Here is a 14,100-nt window from a genome sequence, read left to right as displayed (position 1 = left end):
TGTGCGGCGTCGGGCGACTATCCCGCTTCGATTGCGCGGGGTAGGGCTCTGCTTTTGGACGGCGCGGGGATCAGCGTTCCGTCGGGGGCGACGCCGGGCGGTGGGCGGAACGCGAAACCTGCTTCTCGGTGCCGCTCAATCGCCCACCCGTTGTTGTGCAGCAGGAGGTGGTGGTGGCGACAGAGCAGGATTCCGTTGGCGGTGTCGGTTCTGCCCCCGTGCATCCATTCGGTGATGTGGTGAGCTTCTGCCCAGGAGGGCGGGCGGTCGCAGCCGGGGAAGCGGCACCCTCCGTCGCGGGCGGCGAGGGCGACGCGCTGGCGGCGCGTGAAGAGTCGCGATGCGCGGCCCAGGCTCAGCACGTCGCCTGCGGCGTCGACGACGATGGCGAGGGTTCCGGATGTGCAGCGGTGTCGCTCGGCGGTCGGCACGCTGACCGGCTCACTCTGACCCTCGATGCGGGCGAGACCCGCGCCCGCCCGCAGGTCGCGTTCGGCGACGATCACCTGAACGGCGGGCGGGGTCGTGCCGATGAGCTCGGTGGGGGCCACGTGGCCGCCGAGGCGCACGAGCTCGACGAGCGCGTCGAGGGCAATCTGCTCGGTCGTTCGCGGGTCGTTGAGCAGGCGTTCGGTGCGCGCGATTTCTGCGTCGCTCACGAAGCGGGGCCCGCCGCGCCGGGGCGAGGTGGCGCCGTCGATCGCCGAGCGCACGAGCGCCGCCGACTCGGGGTCGAGCAGCCCGGACAGTCGCGTCATGCCGTCGGGCTGAACGGTCAGGTGCAGGTAGCGGCGCTCGCGTCGGGCGCGTTCGGCATCGGCTGCGCGTTCGACGTCGGCCTCGGCGTCGAGCACGGCGCGCGCCTCGCGTACGCGAGCGGCGAGCTGCTCGACCGTGATCACGGGCGCACAGGCGACGAGCGCCGCCGCCGCGACCGCGAGCTGTTCGGCGGTGACTACGGAACACACGTGCCGCGTCGCCGGCTCGTCGCGAGATGGCGGGACGGCGCCCGCGTCCATCTCTGTGCCAGCTATCTCTGTGCCCGCTATCTCTGCGCCGAGCTCTCGCGCGTGCGCCGCGTGCGTGCACTCGCCCACGTCGGGCTCGCCCAGGCCGAGCTGAATCACCGACGCCTGTTCGATCGTCAGTTCGGCCCGAGCAACGGCCGTCGTCACACTGTCGAGCCAGGGCCGGCGCGGCTGGCGGGGCTCAGCGATGGGGACGCCCGAGGCCTGCGCCGTCGCCGCAGCCTCGGCTTCTGCCTGCGCGTCGAGTAACGACCCGACGCGCACCATCGTCGCGGCGTCACGAGCGCTGCCGCCGGTGAGTGACTGCAGCAGCTTCTGCGGGGTTCGCGCCCCGAGACGTTGCGCGAGGCCGGCGTGGCCCAGCTCAGGTCGCGAGCGGTGGGCGACAGCGGCGGCGATGGTCGCTGACGCAGTGTCGGCCCGACGGCGCACTTCAGAGAGCACGCGCTGCAGGGCGATGAGCTCGTCGTCGTTCAACACGTCGACCGCGGGAACAGCGAATGGCTGCTCTGTGCTCACCAGCGACGCGACGAGCGTCGAGGTGAGCATTGCGTTCGAATTGGGCATGCTCCATTGTCGCGGTTGTTCGAACTGGTGTACAGAGGGTGAGCCAACCTCGTGGAAAGCTTTTCCGAGCATCGTTTGTGGAGGAGTGGAGCCGTGGAAGACTCGCCCCGATGAGCGACGCGATACGCAGCGAGAGGCCCGCCGAATCAGACGGCGAGGCGGCTGTCGACGCCTCACACGTCGATGCCCCATACGTCGACGCCCCACCCGCCGACGCGACCCCCGCCCCGCCCCTCGCCCCGCGCATCCTCACGGTCGCGATCTACACCCTCCTGCCGGTTGCCGGCCTGCTCTTCTTCGGCTGGGACTGGCGCGAGGTGATCATCTTGTACTGGCTCGAGAATGTGGCGCTCGGGGTCGCGATGGTGATCCGCATGCTGCGCACGCTCGGCGATCCGGGCACGACGACGATGGTGGTGAACGGTCGCACGCTCGACCCGGGGCCCGTTGCCGTGATCGTGATGACGCTGTTTTTCTGCGTGCACTACGGGCTGTTCACGCTGGTGCACGGCGTGTTCGTCTTCGTGATCGCGGCCGGTGGTTTCGGCGGGGCAGACCCCGCTGGCTCCGCCTTCGGCGCCGACAGTCTCGGCGGCCCCGACGCCGCGTCGCTCGCCACCATCGACTGGATCGGCGTGCTCATCGTCTTCGCCGTCGGAGGCCTGATTCAGCTGCTGATGGCCGCGTTCGGCCCCCTCGGCTCGAAACGCGGCGGCGCCCTCATGATGAGCGCGTATCCGCGCATCATCGTGCTGCACGTCACGATTCTCGGCGGGGCGTTCCTGATCGCGAGTCTGGGCTGGCCGCCGATCGCGGCGCTCCTTCTCATCGGGATGCACGGCCTCGTCGACCTCGTCGCGATCGTCCGCGCGCACCGCGCCCACCGCGAGCCGGCGCCCGCGTAACGGTCGCGGCGAACGCGGCCCCGCGCGTCCGCAACCGCCCGCGGCGAACGCGGCCCCGCGCATCCGCAGCCGCCTGCGACCGACCCGCCCCCGCGCATCCCGCCCCTCCCCGCGCCCGTAGGATTGACGGCATGGCGCGCGCTGAACTCATGGACTTCGACAAGGCCCTCGAACTGTTCGAACCGGTGCTCGGTTTCGAGGTGCACGTCGAGCTGTCGACGCAGACGAAGATGTTCTCTGACGCTCCGAACCCGGCGTTCAGCGGCAACCACATTGAGGGCCCGAACACGGCGATCACGCCCGTGTGCCTCGGCCTTCCGGGCAGCCTGCCGGTGGTCAACGAGACCGCCGTCGAGTATTCGATTTCGCTGGGCCTCGCGCTCGGCTGCGAGATCGCCCCGGCGAGCCGTTTCGCGCGCAAGAACTACTTCTACCCGGATCTCGCGAAGAACTACCAGATCAGCCAGTACGACGAGCCGATCGCGTTCGAGGGCAGCCTCGATGTTGAGCTCGAGGACGGCGAGATCGTGACGGTTCCGATTGAGCGCGCCCACATGGAGGAGGACGCCGGGAAGCTGACGCACGTCGGCGGCTCGACCGGGCGCATCCAGGGTGCCGAGTACAGCCTCGTCGACTACAACCGCGCGGGCGTGCCGCTGGTCGAGATCGTGACGAAGCCGATCTACGGGGCCGAGCACCGCGCGCCCGGGCTCGCGAAGGCGTACGTGTCGACGATTCGTGACATCGTGCGCGCCCTCGGCATCTCGGAGGCCCGCATGGAGCGCGGCAACCTGCGCTGCGACGCCAACGTGTCGCTGCGCCCGCGCGGCGAGACGACGCTCGGCACGCGCACCGAGACGAAGAACGTGAACTCGTTCCGCAGTGTCGAGCGGGCGGTGCGCTACGAGATTCAGCGCCAGGCCGCGATTCTCGCGAAGGGCGGCACGATTCAGCAGGAGACCCGCCACTGGCACGAAGACACGGGCACGACGTCGCCGGGTCGCGTGAAGAGCGACGCCGACGACTACCGCTACTTCCCTGAGCCTGACCTGCTGCCGGTGACGCCCGCGCCCGAGCTGATTGAGCGTCTGCGTGCGTCGCTGCCCGAGGCTCCGGCCGCGCGCCGCCGCCGCCTGAAGCAGGAGTGGGGCTTCACCGACCTCGAGTTCCGCGACGTGGTGAACTCGGGGCTGCTCGTCGAGGTCGACGAGACGGTCGCCGCGGGCGCCGCCCCGCAGCAGGCCCGCAAGTGGTGGACGGGCGAGATCGCCCGCATCGCGAACACGCAGAACGCCGAGCCGGCGTCGCTGATCTCACCCGCCGACGTCGCGGCCATCGTCGCGCTCGTCGAGGCGGGCACGCTGAACGACCGCCTCGCGCGCGAGGTTGTCGAGGGCGTCATCGCGGGGGAGGGCACCCCTCAGGAGGTCGTCGACGCCCGCGGGCTCGCGGTCGTCTCTGACGACGGCGCGCTCATCGCGGCGGTGGATGCTGCGCTCGCCTCCCAGCCGGATGTTCTGGAGAAGATCCGCGACGGCAAGGTGCAGGCCGCCGGCGCGATCATCGGCGCGGTCATGAAGGCGATGGGTGGCAAGGCTGACGCGGCCCGGGTTCGCGAGCTGGTGCTGGAGCGGGCGCAGGCGTCCAGCTGAGTTAGTCCCCACTCACTTCTCACTCGGGCACGGGGTGCTCGCATGCATACATCTCAGGGCGCTCAAACTGCGGGCCACACGGTCTTTGGTTCACCCGACTTGTCCTCGGTTGGAAGACTCGTCTGGCCAGTGGCTCTCGCAGGCGATCGTTGACGAATTGCGGGACTCCCTCCCGGAGCCCCTCGCGGCTCGGCGCCGCAGCCCGAACGAGGAGAGGGGCTTCACCGAACTGAGTTCCGCGACGTCGTGAACTCGTCACGATCGCGACATTGGCGAGACTCCCGTCGCTGTCGGTTGGAAGCGCTAGCCTCGCGATCATGACCGCGACACCTGATGAATCCTTCGGCTATCAGTCCGCAACTGACATGCCAAGTTTTGTAGAGATGAAGAAGCAAGTAAACGGGCTCAAGGCGCTCCGGCTGTTCCTAGAGAAGGAAGACCGCCAGAGAATCAGCGAGCTGAGCGCGCAGATGGATCTGCTGGCCGATACGGTCGACCGATTTTACGAGGTGTTAGGTAGCCGTCATTGGATCTTTCACGATCGGCTATCAATTACGCGGCTGAAGGACCAGGTCCTCGACGAACCAACTATCGACGAGGCGGAGATAGCCATGTGCCGCATCTATGAAGATGCCGAGCTGATGCGGATCATGATTCTTCCTCTGATGCGTTTCCCCGAGATGCGAGCGCGCGAGACTCTCGTGAACCACGCACTACGTGACTTCACCGAGAAGCGCTACTACGCAACCGTGCTTACGCTATTGACCGTCATGGACGGATTCGTCAATGACGTTCAAGACGTCCGGCGCGGGCTGCATGCGCGCGATGCGACCGAGTTGCAGGCATGGGATACGGCGGTTGGCCATCACATGGGGCTCACAGCTACGCAAGCCTCATTTCGAAAGTCTTACTCGCGCCGTATCGACGAAGAGTTTTTCGACCTCGCACGCAATGGCATTCTTCACGGCAACATCACGAACTACGACAACGTCATTGTGGCCAGCAAAGCATGGAACCGGCTCTTCGCAGTGGTCGACTGGGCTAGTTCGCTGGAGAAGGCCGCCAAGCCAAAGGACAAGGAGCCGACATGGGGTGAAGTCGTTGAGCGGATTCGATCGAACGCTGAGTTCAAGTCGAAGCTCGACGAGTGGGAAGCGTCAAGTGGAACGCTGAAGACCACAGATGCGTGCGACACCCACACCTCGACTAGAGCCGCTGTTGATTTTCTCGAGCTTTGGGCGAAGTCGAATTGGGGCCACCTATCAACGCGATTCATGAGACTAGGCAAAGGGTCTTCAGGAAACGCCACGCCGAAAGAGATTAAGTCGGCGTTCTCCCCTTACGTACTTGAGAGTTTCGTGGTGCGGAGCTACGAAGTTCAGGCTCCCGCGGTGGCTGAAGTCTCGGTGGACATTGTGGTCAACGGTGAGATGTTTCCGGCTGTATTACGTATGACGTATACCAACGAAGATGGTGATACTCGTGTCGAAGGTAAGCAGGAAGGCTCGTGGAAGATGGTCTTTCGAAGCCCCGAGGTCTATAGCCGCGACATTGTGAAGGTGGCGAAGTACTGAGGGAAGTCAGAGCCTGCAAGTACCCTGATTTAACCATGGTGCCCCCTAACCCTTCACCCAATCCCGGTCTGCTGGGAATTATTGACCAGTCACCCACGCTCGCGACGATCGTAGGTGGTCTCATTCTCGCGGGAATCCTCTACGGGCTGTCTTTCGTAAACAAATTGAAGCCCGCCTACAAGATGACTGGACGAGCCCTTGTCCGCTTCTTCAAGTGGGTGTGGACTTTGCGCGTTAATGGCGAGGTGAAGCGTGAGTCGCTCATTCGAAAGGGCTATGAGAATCGAGACGCGGAAGTGAAGGCTGAGCGAACACGATCTCCGCGCCCTTCCTGGCGAGTAAGCACCGACACTCCGTTCGGCGAGGACGTCTTCTTCCTGCACAACTCAGGCTGGCAGGTAAGCGACGTGCGCCTCGACGCCGACCCGGACTTCTTTACCTTCGATGGTGAGGCCTTCTTCGCTGGTGCATTCGGGGACAACAGTGCGGGCGCTTCGACAGGGAGGCAGTTCAGGGGGAGGCTCACGAACCGAGGCCGACGTGAGGGTGTGACCTTTAGGGTTACGTGGATTGACCAGAATGGCGACGAACAACCGAAGACTGCGGGGGGCGGGTTGCCAAGCACTGTCACACTCGCTCCGAAACCGCCCAAGACTGTCGTACAGCCGAGCTGGCAAATCGGCAGGCCTAAGCAGAATCCGGGCAAGGACATCTACGTTCTGGCCAACGGTGCGGAGGGCAGTATCACGAACAACGTGGTGATAGACGCTAGCCCTCACTACTTCACATTTACTCTCAAGAAGGAGTTGGGCGACCTTGAAGGCATCGGCATCCTGCGATTCGCGGGGCGTCCGACAGATGCAGGTGTGGCCTTCGGGGTTGACTTCACTGTCTCCTACGAGGACGTGAACGGTGAACCGCATAGCGATCACGTTCCCGCCAAGTTCGGATTCATCCCTTAGTCGACCTCAGACCATCGGCGACCCAAATGAACGTGCAATGGAAGTGGAGTCGAGCTGGCAGGACCAACACCGGGTCGTCAGACTGCAAACTGATGCACCAGCGATGGTGATTTGCCAGACAAGCCGCTGACTTTTCGATGGTCCTGCGCGATCAGTGGCTTTACGAGTCCGTGCGTGTACCGACCCACAACCCATCCCGCGCCCGGGTCATCCCCACGTACAACTCCCGCCGCTCGATCTCGAACCGCTCGCGAACCCCATCCTCAAGCTCGCCAACCCCAGCACCTCCACCGAGCAACCGCCCCGGCACCCGCGCCAACATCACCTGCTTGAACTCGAGCCCCTTCGCCCGCTTGATCGTCCCGACTTTCACCCGCCCCGACACTTCGCCGCGGTAGTTGGTGAGCAACACGGTCTCGATTCCCGCGGAACGCAGCGCAGCATCCATCGCCGCAACGTCGCGATTCGTCTGCGCGAGCACGCCCACGTCACCCGGGTCTAGCCCCGACGCGACGAGCGCCCGAATGTGCGCGACGACCGCCGCATCGTGCGCGGCGACCGACGTGAACTGGTGCGCCTCAGGTACGGGGCCAACGCGGGGGATCGCGACCGCCGCATCCGCGCGGCCAGCGCCGCCCTCGATGTCGACGAACTCGTCGCCCTCGACGATCGCGGCGGCGAACTCCGCGATCTGGCGGGTGTTGCGGTAGTTGGTTGAGAGCACGACTCCGCGGCCGGCGACCGAGAAGCCCGCCTCGCCGAGCGTGTAGCCGCCCGGGTAGATGGTCTGCTGGCCGTCGCCTATGAGGGTGAGGCCGTCGGGGCGGTCGACGACGAGGGCGTACAGCATGCGGATCATCGCGCACGAAAGATCTTGCGCCTCGTCGATGACGACCGCGCTGATGCCCTCGAGCGGGCGTTCGCGCAGCGACGCCTCGGCGCGCAGAATCACGTCTTCGAAGTCCATGACTCCCGCCTCGCGCAGGTTTTGCTGGTACTGCGCGTACAGCCGCCACACCTCACGGCGCTGCTCGACCGTAAGCCGTCGCCGTCGGCCGGCGCGGGGCAACTCGGCGTACTGCTCGAAGGTCGTGAGCCCGCGCCCCTTGATGACATGGAGCAGCTCGTCCTGCCAGTACTTCGCGTTGCGGTCGAGCGCGCCGAGCGGGCCGCGCATGCCCACCTGGTTCCACGCGCGGTTGAAGGCTTGGTTCGCCTCGGGCAGCTTCAGCGTGACGCGCTGCCCGCGCTCGCGCAGCACCCGCAGCGCGAACTGGTGCACGCCCGTGAACTCGACCCGATCGGCGACCTCGGGCGCGAGCCGCGTCATCAGCGTCGCGAGCACGTCGGGCAGGGTGCGCACGTAGGTCGTGACAATCACGCGACCCGTGGATGCCCGCGCCAGATACGCGGCGCGGTGCAGCCCGACGACCGTCTTGCCGCAGCCGGCCGGCCCGCGTACCCGCGACGGGCCCGAGAAGCTGCGCCGCACCAGCTTCGCCTGGTCGGGGTGCAGAAACGCCATCCATTCCTCGATGGGGGCGGCGAGCATCCCGGCCAGAAACGTGTCGGCGATCTCGTCGAGCGTGAGTAACGGCTCGGGCTCGCTTTCGATTGGTTCCGGGATGCTCGCATCGAGTTCTGATGGAGCGTCACCCACCAGGGGAAAATGGTCGAGCACGCGGGCGAGCACCGCGTTCTGAGCGGTGGGACCGAGGCGGCGGCCGAAGCTCGCGATGTGCTTCGCGGCGGCGCGCTCGCCGACCACCATCAGGCCGCCGAGGCCCTCGAGGGGTGTGGGCGGCATCGCCGAGCCTGCCAGCACGATCAACACGTGCACCTCGCCGGGCGCGAGCCCCAGCTCGGCCAGCACCGCCTCGGTGCTGAAGCCGACGTCGGCGAGACCGCTGAGCTCGTCGGTGACGTCGGCCTGCCCGCGGAAGATGCGCCCGGCCGCCACCGTCACCTCGCGCCACGCCTTCGTGTCGACGACGAAGACGCCGCCCGGCCCGACCAGCACGTGGTCGATCTGCGCGCGGCTGCCGCGACGGGCGCCCGGCCAGCCGCGGTCGTGCAAGAACATGTAGCCCTGAGCGGTGAGCGGGGCGAGACTGCCCGCGACCTGACGCTCGGTGCGGTGGGCGATCATCCACCGCTCGGCCTCGTCTCGGGCGATCTCGGCGAGGCGCTCGTGCTCACCAGCGAGGGCGACGAGGCGGCGTGCCTCGACGCCCGCCGACCGCCCAGCCTCGCCCATGACGCCCCAATCGTGAGTCAGACTCCATCAGACCAGGGAACGAACCCGAGCGGAACCCCCGTTCTGTGGCCCGTTCGGGGGTGGTTAGGCCCTTCGGTGTCGGTCCGGTACGGAACACTTCGCATATGACCGCCGACTACGCCTTCGACGCCGAACTCTGGGAGTGGCCCGCCCGCGCCGCCTGGTTCTTCGTCAGCGTGCCCGAGCCGATGAGTGACGAAATCGACGCACGCACACACGGCCTCACCCCCGGCTTCGGCACTGTGCGCGTGACGGTTACCGTCGGCGGGTCCACCTGGTCGCCCAGCCTCTTCCCCGACACGACGCGCGGCTGCTACGTGCTCCCCATCAAAAAGGCGGTGCGCGTCGCCGAGGGAATCGCGCCCGGCGACACCGTGTGCATCCAGCTCCATATTGCGGATGCTCGTCCCTGATTCGAGCGCTCGTCGCGTTCGCGGGTCTACGCTGGCGGCATGTCTGTGGTGCCGGAAGGTCGCTATCCGGACGAGCGGCGCATTCCGACCGGGGTGGCGCCGTTCGCGCTGATTTCGCTCGCGGCCGCGATGGGAGCAGGGCTGCTCTTCGTCGTATGGCTCGCTATCGATTCGAGCCGCATTGGCGCGACCCTCGAAGTCGGGGAGTGGTTCGTGGTCGGGTTCTTGACGGTGCCGATTCTGACGGGTCTCATGGCGGTGGTGCCCGTCTGGACGGCAATCATCGTCGGGTTGCTGGCGCGGCGGCTTCGGCCGCTGCTGGTGCGCGCCATCCTCGTCGGCTCGGTGGTGCTCACGGTCACGTCGTTTGGACTGTCGACGCTAGACCTATCCATAGGTCCTGTGCCGTGGCTGAGTTATGTCGGCTTTGCGTCGATTCCAGCCGTGGCGCTTGCCGTCAGCGCTGTCGTCCCGTGGCGGGGCGGTTTTGCTTCCCGCCGATACGAGTCGCGGGGCGCTGTGAGCCGACCGGGCTTGCCCGATTGACCTGAAACGGTCTAGACATTCATCTCTGGCCTCGAGGCCTCGCGAACGCTTAGTCGTCGTTGTCCTGCGACGAAAGCGCGGCCGAGGCGAGCGACTTGTCGATGCCCGGCTCCGTCTCCACAACCTCCGCGGCCCGCAGCTTCGGGGGAGTGGCAGACCACGCCTTGATCGACTGGCCGATCTCGCTGTACGCCGACTCAACCGCCGACACCACTGAGTCGATGAACGAGCCGCGGCCCGTTCCGCGTTTGCCTCCGAGTGGCACGCTCTTCGTCACCACAAACGACTTGATCTCGCGGCCTGACTCAGGGACAAGTAACGCCGGATTGTCGCGCACAGTTCCGAGTAGCTCGGCGGTTCCCGACGACGAGCGAACGGGGATCGCCTCGATGCGCAAAGAGTCGCTCGCCGACTTGAGTTGCCGGAGCAGCCAATTAATGCGGGTCGTCGGCTTGCCCTCTTTGGGCGCATCGATCGTGAAGGACGCCGTGACCTGGCCTGCCCGGAGATCAGCGACCACGGTGAGGTCAGAGATTGCGCCAGGAATCCGCATTCCCGCGGTGACGTGGCCGTCCTTGGCGAGCTCTGTAGCCATCCGACTGCTGCGAACCTTGGGATCGCTCGCCTCGTTGCGGGGGACAACCGGCAGCACTTCCGAACCCAGCTGCCGACCAAGCTTCAGGCCGACGAATCGAATAAGTGCGTCGAATCGGCTCACCACTTCCTGCAGGCCAGCGTCATTGACGCGAAGCGTTCCTGCGGCGACTGCCTCTCGCACCGTCACCCAGCTCTGACCCATGTCTTCAAATGACAGAGCGCCTGATTTCGGATGCTCGAGGTAGCGGATCAGCTCGCCCAAGATCCATGCCTGGTCGGGGTCCGCAACCCCGCGATGCTCCTTCTGGACTACAGCCGCAGTCAGGATCTCAGACCACGAGAAGTGGTGAAGGGCGACCTTCTTGAGCTTGCGTTTGTCGACAGGAGTCGGGTGAGTGCCGATAGTGGCCGGAATCTCATTTGAGATGGTGATCAGGGCATCGAAACTGTGGGCACGTGCGACGTCGAGGTAGTCCTCGAGTTGCTGGGCATAGAGCGCGTTAGTACCGGTCTTCACCTCGACGAGCGCCGTCCACGACCTCTGGCCACGTCTCACCCGAATGAGACCGTCAGGAAACACCTTGCGGTCTTCGACCGTGAACGGCACTTCGATAAAGGTCTCGATCTGACCAGCGGGCGCCCCCACGGGTTGGGTGATCGCACGCCCAAACTCTCGAACTGAGGTGAGGACGGCGAGAAGGGCCGACGTCGCACGTCTCTCTTGCTCCTCGGCCCCGTTGATTCCCGAGGTGGGGATCAGGCGTGCGGCATTCCAGGCGGGTTCGGTAGGCGTCGTTGCCATGTGTCCTCCAGTGGTGACGTCCTCTCACCGTATGGCACTGGTCAACGGCTCCGGGGGATTCCTGGTGGCGCGCGTCGTGCCCATTGTCACCGCGCTCGCCGTTGATTCTTCGTCGCTGCGCGTACCATGACCCCCATGACCGAGCCCCTGACGCGCACCCTCTGGGCGGCGCTCGGCGCGCTCGGACTCACCCTCGCTGTCGCGGTGTCGGTCGCCCTCGGAGACTCGGCGCCGCTCGCGGCCGCCGCCATCGCCGCGGCCGCCCTCGTGGGCATTGCGGCCGCCGTCGTCGCCAGCCGCACCGCGGTCACCGCAGCACCCCGACACGAACTCGCCGTCGGAGCCCGATCACGCGCCCACCGCGAGTCGCTGTCGCACCAAGCCGAGCCCGCGCATCCGCTGACCGCCGGTCGGCCGCTGTCGCGCGCGCCGGGCGCCGCGTCGCCGGCCGCCTGACCCGCCGCACCCGCTCGCCCCGCCCGGGGCGCTGTCGTCGTTCGCGCGTCCGGTGGCCAGACGCCGCCACCGACCTCCTGACGCGAACGGAACCCCATGGATCCCTCGACCCTGCCCCTCATCGGCCTCCTGATCACCGCCGCCGCGCGCGGCATCGACGCCCTCATCGGGATGCTCGACCCGCTCACCGGCATCGCCAGCGCCCCGCTCGTCATCGCCGCCATCACCCTGGTGGTGCGGGCCGCGCTCATTCCCCTCGACGTGCGCATGGTGCGCGCTGAGGGCGCCCGCCGGCGCCTCGCCCCGCAGCTCGCTGCCCTGCGCACCCGCTGGAAGAAGCGGCCCGAAGAACTACAGAAGCGCACGATGCAGCTGTACCGCGACGCGGGGGTCTCGCCGCTCGCCGGCATGGGATCGATGCTCGCCCAGGCTCCGATCGTGTCGGTGCTCTACCTCGCCCTCATCACCGGCACGCTCGCGGGCGAGGCCAACCCGCTCGTCGGCTACACGCTCGCCGGGGTGTCGTTTGCTCAGCCGCTCGCGGGCGCCGTGATCAGCGGAGGAGCCGCGACCGTCGGCGCGCTGATCGTCGGCGGCGTGGTGGTCGTCGCGCTCGCTGTCGCCGGCAGGGCGCAGCGTCGCACGATGCTCGCCCTGCAGCGGGGCCTGCCCGCCCCCGAGCTGCCGGCCGGCATGGCCGCGATGCTCGGGGTGCTGCCGTTCGTGACGATCATCCCGGCTCTGCTGGTCCCGCTCGGCGCGGCGATCTATCTCGTCGTCTCCACCCTCTGGAGCACGATCGAGCGTCCGGCGCTGCGCCGCATCCTGTGGTCAGACGACGAGTGGCGGCCGGGCACCGGCGCACCGTGATTGACCGTGCCGCGTGGCGGATGCCGAGCGAGTCTCGACACAAATGCTCGCGTATGGGAGGGTTCGCGCGGGCGATGTTCGTGTCTCCCGCGGCTCAGAACGGAACATCTCATGCGCAAAGCCCTCATCATCGCCACGCTTCTCGCGATCGGGGCAACGAGCGGATGCACGGCGCTCGGCATCGGAGCATCGACCGCTGACGAGGCGCCCACGCGCGCGGTCGCCGAGCGCCCGTCGCCCGACGCAGTCGCCGCCGAGCCAGAGCGCGAGCTCACGCCTGCCGAGGAGGCCACCGCGGCCGTGGCAGCCGATGATCGACCGCCCGGCTACGAGGAGTGCAAGACGACGGTGTTTGCTGAGCCGGGCGACCCCATCCAGATCGCCGGCTGGAAGCCCGAGATTCCCGTCGATCAGGGTGCGCGCGAGATGGCAATGGGCACCGTTGAGGTGAACGCCGACGGTGTCCCTGTCGCCTACACGGTCGCGCCGGGGGATGTGCCCGAGATCGTCTCCGACCGCTTCTGCGTGCACCTCGCGTACCTGCACGCGATCAACTCGGTGCGCCGCGTTTTTGGGGCAAACAACCTGCACCCGGGCGACGTCATCAACTTTGACGCCGCGACGATCGGCAGTGTGGGCAGCGAGCGCGGGGAGGTCGCGAATGGGCCCTACCCCGAACCGCACCCGCCCCAGCGCTAGCCGGGCGCACGAAAACGGGCCGCACCCCGAAAGGTGCGACCCGCATCCAATTTTGCCTAGCTACGCGGTCTGACCCGCGTGCACGCCCTCGTGAATCTCTTCGACAACCTTCGCGCAGAATGCCGGCAGGTCGTCGGGGGCGCGGCTTGAGGTGAGGCCCTGGTCGACAACGACCTCTTCGTCGACCCAGTGCGCGCCGGCGTTGATGAGGTCGGTCTTGAGCGACGGGTAGCTGGTGATCTCGCGGCCGCGCACGACATCGGCCTCGATCAGAGTCCACGCGCCGTGGCAGATCACCGACACGGGCTTGCCCTGCTCGAAGAAGTCCTTGGTGAACGTGACGGCGGCCTCGTCCATGCGCAGGTGGTCCGCGTTCACAACGCCGCCGGGCAGCACGAGCGCGTCATAGTGCTCGGCGTCGACCGAGGTCACAACGGCGTCGACGGCCTGCGTGTGACCATTCTTGCCGGTGACGTCAGCCGGCTTCGGCGAGACGAGCAGAGCGGTCGCTCCCGCATCCGTCACAGCCTTCCACGGCTCGGTCAGCTCGCTGTCTTCAAAGCCGTCGGTGAGCAGAAAGGCAACCTTCTTGCCGGTCAGATGGTGCGTCATGAGTGACCTCCTTGTGATCGAGTTGCTCACGTTACGCACCGGCCCGGATGCGCGTCACGCGTTCTCAGGGCCCCATCACCGCCCTCCCACGCTCGGCTCAGAATGGGCATGACGAACGGGTCTGTCTGGGCTACTGTGT

At 66.8% G+C, this 14,100-nt stretch carries 13 protein-coding genes; 9 read left to right on the top strand and 4 right to left on the bottom strand.

Features of this window, described 5'->3' with window-relative positions:
- Positions 1-17 precede the first annotated feature (17 nt).
- Positions 18-1,595 carry an HNH endonuclease signature motif containing protein gene (locus EV141_RS02585; protein ID WP_130484401.1) on the bottom strand — a complete coding sequence of 526 codons (1,578 nt, stop codon included), beginning with the start codon at positions 1,593-1,595 and terminating at the stop codon, positions 18-20.
- Positions 1,596-1,705: 110 nt separating this feature from the next.
- Here EV141_RS02585 and EV141_RS02580 point away from each other — a divergent pair, with 110 nt between their 5' ends.
- The 4 genes from EV141_RS02580 (at position 1,706) to EV141_RS02565 (ending at position 6,688) form a co-directional block, all read left to right on the top strand.
- The gene (locus tag EV141_RS02580) at positions 1,706-2,500 is read left to right on the top strand and encodes a DUF6498-containing protein (RefSeq protein WP_130484400.1); all 795 of its coding nucleotides are present in this window, start codon (positions 1,706-1,708) and stop codon (positions 2,498-2,500) included.
- Positions 2,501-2,631: 131 nt separating this feature from the next.
- Positions 2,632-4,152 carry an Asp-tRNA(Asn)/Glu-tRNA(Gln) amidotransferase subunit GatB gene (gatB, locus tag EV141_RS02575; RefSeq protein WP_130484399.1) on the top strand — a complete coding sequence of 507 codons (1,521 nt, stop codon included), beginning with the start codon at positions 2,632-2,634 and terminating at the stop codon, positions 4,150-4,152.
- A 317-nt stretch (positions 4,153-4,469) separates the two neighbouring features.
- Positions 4,470-5,726, top strand: coding sequence for a hypothetical protein (locus EV141_RS02570; RefSeq protein WP_130484398.1), 1,257 nt, complete (start codon positions 4,470-4,472; stop codon positions 5,724-5,726).
- A gap of 35 nt (positions 5,727-5,761) precedes the next feature.
- Positions 5,762-6,688 carry a hypothetical protein gene (locus EV141_RS02565; protein ID WP_130484397.1) on the top strand — a complete coding sequence of 309 codons (927 nt, stop codon included), beginning with the start codon at positions 5,762-5,764 and terminating at the stop codon, positions 6,686-6,688.
- Positions 6,689-6,848: 160 nt separating this feature from the next.
- Here EV141_RS02565 and EV141_RS02560 read toward each other — a convergent pair whose 3' ends face one another.
- Positions 6,849-8,945 (bottom strand): nuclease-related domain-containing DEAD/DEAH box helicase, encoded by a 2,097-nt coding sequence (locus EV141_RS02560; protein ID WP_130484396.1) that lies wholly within the window; start codon positions 8,943-8,945, stop codon positions 6,849-6,851.
- Between the two features lie 125 nt (positions 8,946-9,070).
- Here EV141_RS02560 and EV141_RS02555 point away from each other — a divergent pair, with 125 nt between their 5' ends.
- Together EV141_RS02555 and EV141_RS02550 are read left to right on the top strand one after the other, a co-directional pair.
- Positions 9,071-9,379 (top strand): DUF1905 domain-containing protein, encoded by a 309-nt coding sequence (locus tag EV141_RS02555; protein WP_130484395.1) that lies wholly within the window; start codon positions 9,071-9,073, stop codon positions 9,377-9,379.
- A 39-nt stretch (positions 9,380-9,418) separates the two neighbouring features.
- The gene (locus tag EV141_RS02550; protein WP_130484394.1) at positions 9,419-9,925 is read left to right on the top strand and encodes a hypothetical protein; all 507 of its coding nucleotides are present in this window, start codon (positions 9,419-9,421) and stop codon (positions 9,923-9,925) included.
- Positions 9,926-9,974: 49 nt separating this feature from the next.
- On the opposite strand, the gene EV141_RS02545 is transcribed toward EV141_RS02550, so the two are convergent.
- Positions 9,975-11,324, bottom strand: a complete 1,350-nt coding sequence (locus EV141_RS02545) for a hypothetical protein (RefSeq protein ID WP_130484393.1) — start codon at positions 11,322-11,324, stop codon at positions 9,975-9,977.
- A gap of 135 nt (positions 11,325-11,459) precedes the next feature.
- Between EV141_RS02545 and EV141_RS02540 the strand changes: the two genes are divergently transcribed.
- The 3 genes from EV141_RS02540 to EV141_RS02530 all read left to right on the top strand — a co-directional run bounded on the left by EV141_RS02540 (position 11,460) and on the right by EV141_RS02530 (position 13,349).
- Positions 11,460-11,780: a hypothetical protein gene (locus tag EV141_RS02540; protein ID WP_130484392.1), complete on the top strand. Its 321-nt coding sequence runs from the start codon at positions 11,460-11,462 to the stop codon at positions 11,778-11,780.
- A 96-nt stretch (positions 11,781-11,876) separates the two neighbouring features.
- Complete coding sequence (locus tag EV141_RS02535; RefSeq protein WP_130484391.1) at positions 11,877-12,650, top strand: YidC/Oxa1 family membrane protein insertase; 774 nt, start codon at positions 11,877-11,879, stop codon at positions 12,648-12,650.
- A 111-nt stretch (positions 12,651-12,761) separates the two neighbouring features.
- On the top strand, positions 12,762-13,349 hold the full coding sequence (locus EV141_RS02530) for a hypothetical protein (RefSeq protein ID WP_130484390.1): 588 nt from the start codon (positions 12,762-12,764) through the stop codon (positions 13,347-13,349).
- Positions 13,350-13,409: 60 nt separating this feature from the next.
- Here the strand turns inward: EV141_RS02530 and EV141_RS02525 are convergent, their stop codons facing one another.
- Positions 13,410-13,961, bottom strand: a complete 552-nt coding sequence (locus tag EV141_RS02525) for a type 1 glutamine amidotransferase domain-containing protein (protein WP_130484389.1) — start codon at positions 13,959-13,961, stop codon at positions 13,410-13,412.
- Positions 13,962-14,100 lie beyond the last annotated feature (139 nt).

The organism is Microcella putealis (genome assembly GCF_004216575.1).
In the GTDB taxonomy this organism is placed as follows: domain Bacteria; phylum Actinomycetota; class Actinomycetes; order Actinomycetales; family Microbacteriaceae; genus Microcella; species Microcella putealis.
The sequence above is the reverse complement of the archived record's forward strand: the minus strand, read 5'-3'. Positions and strand labels throughout refer to the sequence as shown.

Excerpts from the sequence above, each read along its gene's own strand:
- EV141_RS02580 (WP_130484400.1), top strand. The coding sequence starts at position 1,706 with ATGAGCGACGCGATACGCAGCGAGAGGCCCGCCGAATCAGACGGCGAG.
- EV141_RS02560 (WP_130484396.1), bottom strand. The coding sequence starts at position 8,945 with ATGGGCGAGGCTGGGCGGTCGGCGGGCGTCGAGGCACGCCGCCTCGTC.
- gatB (WP_130484399.1), top strand. The coding sequence starts at position 2,632 with ATGGCGCGCGCTGAACTCATGGACTTCGACAAGGCCCTCGAACTGTTC.
- EV141_RS02555 (WP_130484395.1), top strand. The coding sequence starts at position 9,071 with ATGACCGCCGACTACGCCTTCGACGCCGAACTCTGGGAGTGGCCCGCC.
- EV141_RS02570 (WP_130484398.1), top strand. The coding sequence starts at position 4,470 with ATGACCGCGACACCTGATGAATCCTTCGGCTATCAGTCCGCAACTGAC.
- EV141_RS02550 (WP_130484394.1), top strand. The coding sequence starts at position 9,419 with ATGTCTGTGGTGCCGGAAGGTCGCTATCCGGACGAGCGGCGCATTCCG.
- EV141_RS02585 (WP_130484401.1), bottom strand. The coding sequence starts at position 1,595 with ATGCCCAATTCGAACGCAATGCTCACCTCGACGCTCGTCGCGTCGCTG.
- EV141_RS02545 (WP_130484393.1), bottom strand. The coding sequence starts at position 11,324 with ATGGCAACGACGCCTACCGAACCCGCCTGGAATGCCGCACGCCTGATC.
- EV141_RS02530 (WP_130484390.1), top strand. The coding sequence starts at position 12,762 with ATGCGCAAAGCCCTCATCATCGCCACGCTTCTCGCGATCGGGGCAACG.
- EV141_RS02565 (WP_130484397.1), top strand. The coding sequence starts at position 5,762 with ATGGTGCCCCCTAACCCTTCACCCAATCCCGGTCTGCTGGGAATTATT.
- EV141_RS02535 (WP_130484391.1), top strand. The coding sequence starts at position 11,877 with ATGGATCCCTCGACCCTGCCCCTCATCGGCCTCCTGATCACCGCCGCC.
- EV141_RS02540 (WP_130484392.1), top strand. The coding sequence starts at position 11,460 with ATGACCGAGCCCCTGACGCGCACCCTCTGGGCGGCGCTCGGCGCGCTC.
- EV141_RS02525 (WP_130484389.1), bottom strand. The coding sequence starts at position 13,961 with ATGACGCACCATCTGACCGGCAAGAAGGTTGCCTTTCTGCTCACCGAC.